An 8,051-nucleotide genomic window follows, 5' to 3' on the forward strand; every position below is an offset into this window, starting at 1 on the left:
CAAAGCGTAGCGTCTGAATAACGTTTATGCTGAAAGCGGATTAACAAGGAGATGCGATGTATACCCTGAACTGGCAGCCGCCATATGACTGGTCGTGGATGTTGGGATTTCTCGCCGCCCGTGCGGTGAGCGGTGTTGAAACGGTTGCGGACGATTATTATGCCCGTAGTCTGGCGGTGGGCGAATATCGCGGCGTGGTGACTGCTATTCCGGATATAGCCAGCCATACTCTGCACATAAATTTAAGTGCAGGTTTAGAACCTGTTGCCGCTGAGTGTCTGGCGAAAATGAGCCGCCTGTTTGATCTGCAATGTCACCCGCAGATTGTTAACGGTGCGTTGGGCAAGTTAGGCGCGGCGCGGCCCGGATTGCGTTTACCTGGTTGTGTTGATGCTTTTGAGCAGGGCGTGCGGGCGATTTTAGGCCAACTGGTGAGCGTGGCGATGGCGGCAAAATTGACCGCCAGAGTGGCACAGCTTTATGGCGAACGGCTGGATGATTTTCCGGAGTATGTCTGCTTCCCCACGCCTCAGCGGCTGGCTGCAGCCGACCCGCAGGCATTAAAAGCGTTAGGTATGCCGTTGAAACGGGCAGAGGCGCTGATTCATCTGGCAAATGCGGCGCTGGAGGGCACCTTACCAATGACAATACCGGGCGACGTAGAACAAGCGATGAAAACGCTGCAAACTTTTCCGGGTATCGGGCGCTGGACGGCGAATTATTTCGCCTTACGTGGTTGGCAGGCGAAAGATGTTTTCCTGCCGGATGATTATCTGATTAAACAGCGATTTCCGGGAATGACACCGGCACAAATCTGCCGTTATGCCGAACGCTGGAAGCCCTGGCGTTCTTATGCGCTGTTGCATATCTGGTATACGGAAGGCTGGCAACCAGACGAAGCATGACGTTGGTCGCCGGATGCGGTGCGAGCGCCTTATCCGGCCTGGGGAATGAGCGATTTGTAGGCATGATAAGACGCGTTAGCGTCGCATCAGGCAATGGGCAAACGCTCCCTCAGTTAATCGCGAAATAACTGCTATTCACCAGCAAATCCAGCGGTTGGGCATCGGCAATCACATCGCCATAAATCAGATCGACGCCGATGCCAGAAAGCGTATCCATCACTAAGGGTAAAACAACTGGCCCGGCGATAGTCTTCACCCCGAGTCGCTGAGCGTGCCCCTGAATAATCGTAATCAGCATCTCATCCATCAAATTACCCTGCACGCTGGCGCATAGCTCACCGTCAAGTAGCAGGTAATCTGCCATATTCGCTTTCAGCGTGTTGAAAATTTGCAGATCGCGACCCACCTGGCTGAGCACTATCCGACATCCCGCCAGCCGCAGTTTTTGCACGCTTTCTGCGTGATCGAAAACCGCTTCTGCCGGAATAATCAGATGTAATAACCGTGGTGGTAGAGGGTTATTTTCCAGTTGCTCAAGCAGTTCATTCACCAGCGCGGCGCTACTCAAACCGGCAACAGAAAGGGGGAGGGCGATGCTTAAGCCTTTACTGGCAATCGCTTTTGCGGTCTGCTGGAAAAATTCATGGAGTACCCGGCGGTCAAGAGCATGGTTAAGCGCCGGATCACCGAAGCTACGACGAAATGTTTGTTCATCAAAAATCTCGCCTTCGCAGCCCCAGAGTTTTAGTGATATCAACCACAAATTACGCGCTTCCGGGATCCGTGGCGAAGCGACGCCGTGGGCGATCATCATCAACTGATTCTCTTTAATCATCCGCCACTGTTCATCAATCGACATCGCCGCCCGTTCGATATGTGCGTCAGCTTGCTGCGGTTCGTAAACTGTCACCCGGCCGCGGCCACCATTTTTGGAGGCATAACAGGCGATGTCAGCCTGCGACATCACTTCAACCGCCTGATGATTGTTGTCATCAATCAAGGTAATCCCGGCACTGGCACCGACCCGATGTACACGTCCTTCCCATATAAAGTGATAGTCATTCACGGCGCTGATAATGCGTGTAGCGATAAAACGCGCACTTTCGACATTACAGTCTGGCAGCAGCAGACCAAATTCATCGCCACCGAGTCGCGCAAGTACGTCGCTGGAGCGCAGCATACTCAGCATCAATGATGCCAGTTCGCGCAGCAAAGCGTCGCCAGCGGCGTGCCCGGCGCTGTCATTCACCGCTTTAAAGCGATCAAGATCGATAAACACCAGTGAATGTCGCTGATGTGTACTGTTTACCGTTTGCAGCAGGATGCGTAGTTGCTTCTCAAAACTGGCGCGATTGGCGAGATGCGTCAGTGCATCATGGGAGGCGCTGTAGCTCAGCTGGCGCAGCATTTTGCGTGATTCGGTGACGTCCTGAATCACCAGAACCGAGCCTATATTGCTGCCGTCCAGAGTACTTAACGGCGTAATACTGTAATGCACGTCGTAGCTGCCGCCGCTCCGGCAGTGCAACACCACATCTTGTTCAATCGCAGAACGTGAGGTGTCGGCACTGTAAATGTTCTCCATTAATGGCCCGTTGTCGCCAAAAGTAATATGCAACACCGTCAGGAGCGGAACACCTAACGCTTCTTCCTGCGTCCAGCCGCTCATCTTCTCCGCCACCGGATTCATAAAGGTAATTTTCATTGCCATATCAATACAGACCACGGCTTCGCCGATGGAATCCAGCGTAATGTGCAGGCGCTCTTTTTCCTGAAACAATGCCTCGTTAAGCTGTTTCACTTCGGTCATATCCATATTAATGCCGAGCAGGCGTTCGACTTCGCCTTCTTTATTCAGTACCCGGTTGGCGAGGGCGCGGATATGGCGAATACCGTCTTTCACGGTAATGCGAAATTCCAGTTTAAAGGGAGAGCGCGATTGCAATGAATCGCGAATTACTTTTTCGGCGTGCTGGCGATCTTCCGGCAGCACGCACTCGTACCACACCTGCCAGTTCGGTTTGATATGCGGAGGAATTTCATACAGCTCGAACATCCGCTTATCCCAGCTAAAAATATTCGGCTTCAGCTCCCACTCCCAGATGCCAATCCCGCCCGCTTCGTTAGCCAGCGTGATGCGCTCCATCAGTTGCTGGTTCACCTGTTCGGTGCATTTTAGCTCGTTAATGTCTTCAATCTGAGCGATAAAATAGAGCGGCGTACCATCGGTGTGGCGCACCAGTGAGACGGCAAGCAACGCCCAGACAACATCGCCATTGCGGTTGTAGTAGCGTTTTTCCATTGAATAGGTATTTATTTCACCGCTTATCAGCTTTTCAACCTGTTGCAGATCTTTATTGAGATCCTCCGGCCAGGTCAGTTGCTGAAAGGTGAGTCAGCGCAGTTCTTCCTGACTGTAACCGAGAAACTGGCAGAGCGCTTTGTTGGATTGCAGCCATTGCCCCTCGGTGCCCACTAATGCCATGCCGATGGCGGAATATTCCATCGCGTTCCGAAAGCGGGTTTCGCTTTCGGAAATGTGTTTGCGTTCCGCACGAAAGGCATACATCACCATCGTCATGATGTTGGCGGGCAGCAGGATCAGCAAAAACGGTAGCCACGGCATATGGCTCATCAGGTACGTACGCGGCGTAGCAAGCAGGGAGGGATCAGCGGCCATCATCAGTGACACCATCATCACCGTGGTAAGGAAGATCAAAAAGGCTTCCATTCGTGGCAGGCGCACGGCGCTCCATATCAACAGCACAATAATGAAAGTAAAAGGCCACGGCAGATACAGCATCGAAAGCCAACTTAACGTCAGTGTGATGGCTAACGTGAGCAGCGACTCAAAAAGCAACCTTGGGTTGCGATGGCGCAGCAGATAGTGTGGTTTAAATAACAATCCCAGCGGCACCAGTGCCAGTGCGCCGATGGATTCTGACAGTACCCATATCAAAAATGCCCTGAGAGGATCGTCTCCGGGCGTCAGCAGGATAACCAGAACACCCCCTAACAGAGGTGGAACAATGGCGCTGCCGAGTGCCAGACGCAGCCAGTCAGCCAGATTTTGCAAGGGGTTATACCACGGCAGCAATTTACGCAGTAGCACTGCCCCGACCACGGCTTCAACAATATTGATGGTCGTCCAGGTCATGTTCAGCGAGCTGGTGGAAAAAAGCAGGATGGATGCGGCGATATTTCCCAGCGAGCAGCTCAGCGCAATCCCCGGCCACATGCGCCCGGCATGGCGATAAAACGCCACCATCATGATGGACGTCGGGAACCACAATGGGGCGAGTTGGGTGCCAAACTGCGAAAGCTCAAGCGAGAAAAGGGTAAAGATAAACGAGACTAAACCTAAACTGACCAGGTGAAGCAGCGGGTGGGGCAGGGCAATTAATACATGCTGTGATTGTTTGCTCATTACCGCTTTATCCGCAAGACCAGGTCGCCAGTATTCGTTTCTGTGTTTATGCTAGTACAAAAGTTTTACATTTTATATGCGAATTGCTCATAAAGTGACGTAAAGGCGGATAATTTGCGCAACTGCGTATAACATTTTTTACCTTGTATAAAACTGATCAACGTAATTTGCCACCGGGAATTCTTCGTCAACAATTAACTCTGAGCGCGCGGCAACGCTATTCGACTGGTATCAGGCGGATGAAATCCCTATAATTGCCGCGTTTGGCGCTTCGTCGCCCCCTTCCTAACATCCAGGTTAATCAGGTCGCTAAATATATGACTGATCAGTCTCATCAGTGCGTCATTATCGGTATCGCTGGCGCATCGGCTTCCGGCAAGAGTCTTATTGCCAGTACCCTTTATCGTGAATTACGTGAGCAAGTCGGTGATGAACACATCGGCGTAATTCCCGAAGACTGCTATTACAAAGATCAAAGCCATCTGTCGATGGAAGAACGCGTTAAGACCAACTACGACCATCCCAGCGCGATGGATCACAGCCTGCTGCTTGAGCATTTACAAGCATTGAAACGCGGCTCGGCAATTGACCTGCCGGTTTACAGCTATGTTGAACATACGCGAATGAAAGAAACGGTGACGGTTGAGCCGAAGAAAGTCATCATTCTCGAAGGCATTTTGCTGCTGACGGATGCGCGTTTGCGTGACGAACTTAACTTCTCAATTTTCGTTGATACCCCGCTGGATATCTGCTTGATGCGCCGCATCAAGCGTGATGTTAACGAGCGTGGGCGTTCAATGGATTCAGTGATGGCGCAATATCAAAAAACTGTGCGCCCGATGTTCCTGCAATTCATTGAGCCATCTAAACAATATGCGGACATTATCGTGCCGCGCGGCGGGAAAAACCGCATCGCCATCGATATATTGAAAGCGAAAATAAGTCAGTTCTTTGAATAAGCTTGATAAATTGTGTACCGTTCAGTGATAACCTGGTATGCCCTTGACGTAATTGGCGTTAAGGGAGTGATGCGCGAAAGGAGAAAATGCCATGCGTCTGTGTGACCGAGATATTGAAGCCTGGCTTGATGAAGGCCGTTTGTCGATCAACCCACGTCCGCCAGTGGAGCGTATTAATGGCGCGACGGTGGATGTGCGCCTGGGCAATAAATTTCGTACCTTCCGTGGTCACACGGCAGCGTTTATCGATCTGAGCGGTCCCAAAGATGAAGTGAGCGCCGCGCTCGATCGAGTGATGAGCGATGAAATCGTGCTCGACGAGGGCGAGGCGTTTTATCTCCATCCGGGAGAGCTGGCGCTGGCGGTGACGCTGGAGTCGGTGACGCTGCCAGCCGATCTGGTGGGATGGCTGGACGGTCGTTCCTCACTGGCGCGTCTGGGGCTTATGGTGCACGTCACCGCGCACCGTATCGATCCGGGCTGGTCTGGCTGCATTGTGCTGGAGTTCTACAACTCCGGTAAGCTGCCGCTGGCGCTGCGTCCGGGCATGTTAATTGGTGCGCTGAGCTTTGAGCCGCTTTCCGGCCCGGCGGCGCGACCTTACAACCGCCGTGAAGATGCGAAATATCGCAACCAGCAGGGCGCGGTAGCCAGCCGAATCGATAAAGACTAATTCAGGCCCATTGAGGATACCATGAGACGATTTCTGACGACGCTGATGATACTCCTGGTCGTGCTGGTGGCCGGGTTATCTGCGTTAGTGTTGCTGGTGAATCCGAATGATTTCCGCGACTATATGGTCAAGCAAGTTGCTGCACGTAGCGGTTATCAATTGCAGCTCGACGGGCCACTGCGTTGGCACGTCTGGCCGCAACTTAGTATCCTCTCCGGGCGAATGTCTCTCACTGCCCAGGGCGCGAGCCAGCCACTGGTTCGCGCAGACAACATGCGTCTGGACGTGGCGCTTTTACCACTGCTGAGTCATCAACTGAGCGTTAAGCAGGTGATGCTAAAAGGGGCAGTGATCCAACTGACGCCGCAGACGGAAGCGGTACGCAGCGAAGATGCCCCAGTTGCACCGCGCGACAATACCTTGCCGGATCTGTCAGACGATCGCGGATGGTCGTTTGATATATCCAGTCTTAAGGTGGCGGACAGCGTGCTGGTGTTCCAGCATGAAGATGACGAGCAGGTGACAATCCGTAATATCCGCCTGCAAATGGAACAAGATCCCCAACATCGTGGTTCATTTGAGTTCTCCGGGCGGGTTAATCGCGATCAGCGCGATCTCACGATATCCCTTAACGGTACGGTAGATGCTTCTGATTATCCGCATGATTTAACGGCGGCTATTGAACAAATTAACTGGCAGTTGCAGGGTGCCGATTTACCAAAACAAGGTATTCAGGGGCAGGGGAGTTTCCAGGCCCAGTGGCAGGAGTCACATAAACGCCTTTCATTTAACCAAATTAGTTTGACCGCCAATGACAGTACGCTGAGCGGGCAAGCACAGGTCACGCTGACAGAGAAACCGGAATGGCAGCTGAGACTGCAATTCCCGCAACTGAATCTTGACAACCTCATCCCGCTTAAAGAAACAGCGAACGGTGAAAACGGTGCCGCGCAGCAGGGGCAGAGCCAATCCACGTTGCCGCGCCCGGTCATTTCTTCGCGTATTGATGAACCCGCGTATCAGGGGCTGAAAGGCTTTGCGGCAGATATTTTGTTGCAGGCCAGTAACGTGCGCTGGCGCGGAATGAATTTTACAGATGTTGCCACGCAAATGACCAACAAGTCGGGTCTGCTGGAAATTACTCAACTGCAGGGCAAGCTTAACGGTGGACAGGTTTCGCTGCCGGGCACGCTGGATGCAACATCAACAAGTCCGCGGATAATCTTCCAGCCACGACTGGAAAACGTTGAGATTGGCACCATTCTGAAGGCGTTTAACTATCCGATTTCGTTGACCGGAAAGATGTCACTGGCTGGTGATTTCTCCGGTGCTGACATAGATGCCGACGCATTCCGCCACAACTGGCAAGGACAGGCGCATGTCGAAATGACGGACACACGCATGGAAGGGATGAACTTCCAGCAGATGATTCAGCAAGCGGTAGAGCGTAATGGTGGTGATGTGAAGGCCGCTGAAAACTTCGATAACGTGACGCGTCTTGACCGCTTTACCACCGATTTGACGTTGAAGGATGGCGTCGTGACGTTAAACGACATGCAAGGTCAATCGCCTGTGCTGGCGCTGACAGGGGAAGGCATGTTGAATTTGGCAGATCAAACCTGCGACACCCAGTTTGATATTCGGGTCGTGGGTGGCTGGAACGGGGAAAGCAAACTGATTGATTTCCTCAAAGAAACGCCAGTACCGCTGCGGGTTTATGGCAACTGGCAGCAACTCAATTACAGCCTGCAAGTGGACCAGCTGCTACGCAAACATCTACAGGACGAAGCGAAACGTCGCCTGAATGACTGGGCCGAGCGGAATAAAGATTCCCGCAATGGCAAAGATGTGAAGAAGTTGCTGGAGAAGATGTAAGTCATCCAGATGACATATGCTGTAAGCCTGATAAGACGCGTAAGCGTCGCATCAGGCAATCACGTAGATTACTTTCAGCAAAGATGAATCATCTGTATAAGTAAGATACTTCAGCGAGGGTGTTGGTCCGGCTGTAAATCGCCGAATCGTTTCCTGTAGGCCGGGGCAGCCCACATGGATGTGGGCTGAGGGCGCGTTTTACAGGGATAATG

The 8,051-nt window shown here is 52.4% G+C and carries 4 protein-coding genes and 1 pseudogene; 4 read left to right on the forward strand and 1 reads right to left on the reverse strand.

The window, feature by feature from the left end; translation table 11 throughout:
* Nucleotides 1–56 precede the first annotated feature (56 nt).
* On the forward strand, nt 57–905 hold the full coding sequence (alkA, locus tag HEN33_RS19650) for a DNA-3-methyladenine glycosylase 2 (RefSeq protein ID WP_176263322.1): 849 nt from the start codon (nt 57–59) through the stop codon (nt 903–905).
* Nucleotides 906–1,014: 109 nt separating this feature from the next.
* On the opposite strand, the pseudogene HEN33_RS19655 reads toward alkA, so the two are convergent.
* A pseudogene (locus tag HEN33_RS19655) lies at nt 1,015–4,332 on the reverse strand (diguanylate cyclase).
* Between the two features lie 317 nt (nt 4,333–4,649).
* Here HEN33_RS19655 and udk point away from each other — a divergent pair.
* From udk to asmA, 3 genes are all read left to right on the forward strand, one after another.
* Nucleotides 4,650–5,291: a uridine kinase gene (gene udk / locus HEN33_RS19660; protein WP_001295424.1), complete on the forward strand. Its 642-nt coding sequence runs from the start codon at nt 4,650–4,652 to the stop codon at nt 5,289–5,291.
* Between the two features lie 91 nt (nt 5,292–5,382).
* On the forward strand, nt 5,383–5,964 hold the full coding sequence (gene dcd / locus HEN33_RS19665) for a dCTP deaminase (protein ID WP_001234767.1): 582 nt from the start codon (nt 5,383–5,385) through the stop codon (nt 5,962–5,964).
* A gap of 21 nt (nt 5,965–5,985) precedes the next feature.
* On the forward strand, nt 5,986–7,839 hold the full coding sequence (asmA, locus tag HEN33_RS19670) for an outer membrane assembly protein AsmA (protein WP_176263323.1): 1,854 nt from the start codon (nt 5,986–5,988) through the stop codon (nt 7,837–7,839).
* Nucleotides 7,840–8,051 lie beyond the last annotated feature (212 nt).

This window comes from Escherichia sp. 94.0001 (assembly GCF_013369155.2).
In the GTDB taxonomy this organism is placed as follows: Bacteria; Pseudomonadota; Gammaproteobacteria; order Enterobacterales; family Enterobacteriaceae; genus Escherichia; species Escherichia coli_F.

Bases quoted from the DNA above. Each gene is read 5' to 3' on its own strand.
- alkA (WP_176263322.1), top strand. From the start codon at position 57: ATGTATACCCTGAACTGGCAGCCGCCATATGACTGGTCGTGGATGTTG.
- udk (WP_001295424.1), top strand. From the start codon at position 4,650: ATGACTGATCAGTCTCATCAGTGCGTCATTATCGGTATCGCTGGCGCA.
- dcd (WP_001234767.1), top strand. From the start codon at position 5,383: ATGCGTCTGTGTGACCGAGATATTGAAGCCTGGCTTGATGAAGGCCGT.
- asmA (WP_176263323.1), top strand. From the start codon at position 5,986: ATGAGACGATTTCTGACGACGCTGATGATACTCCTGGTCGTGCTGGTG.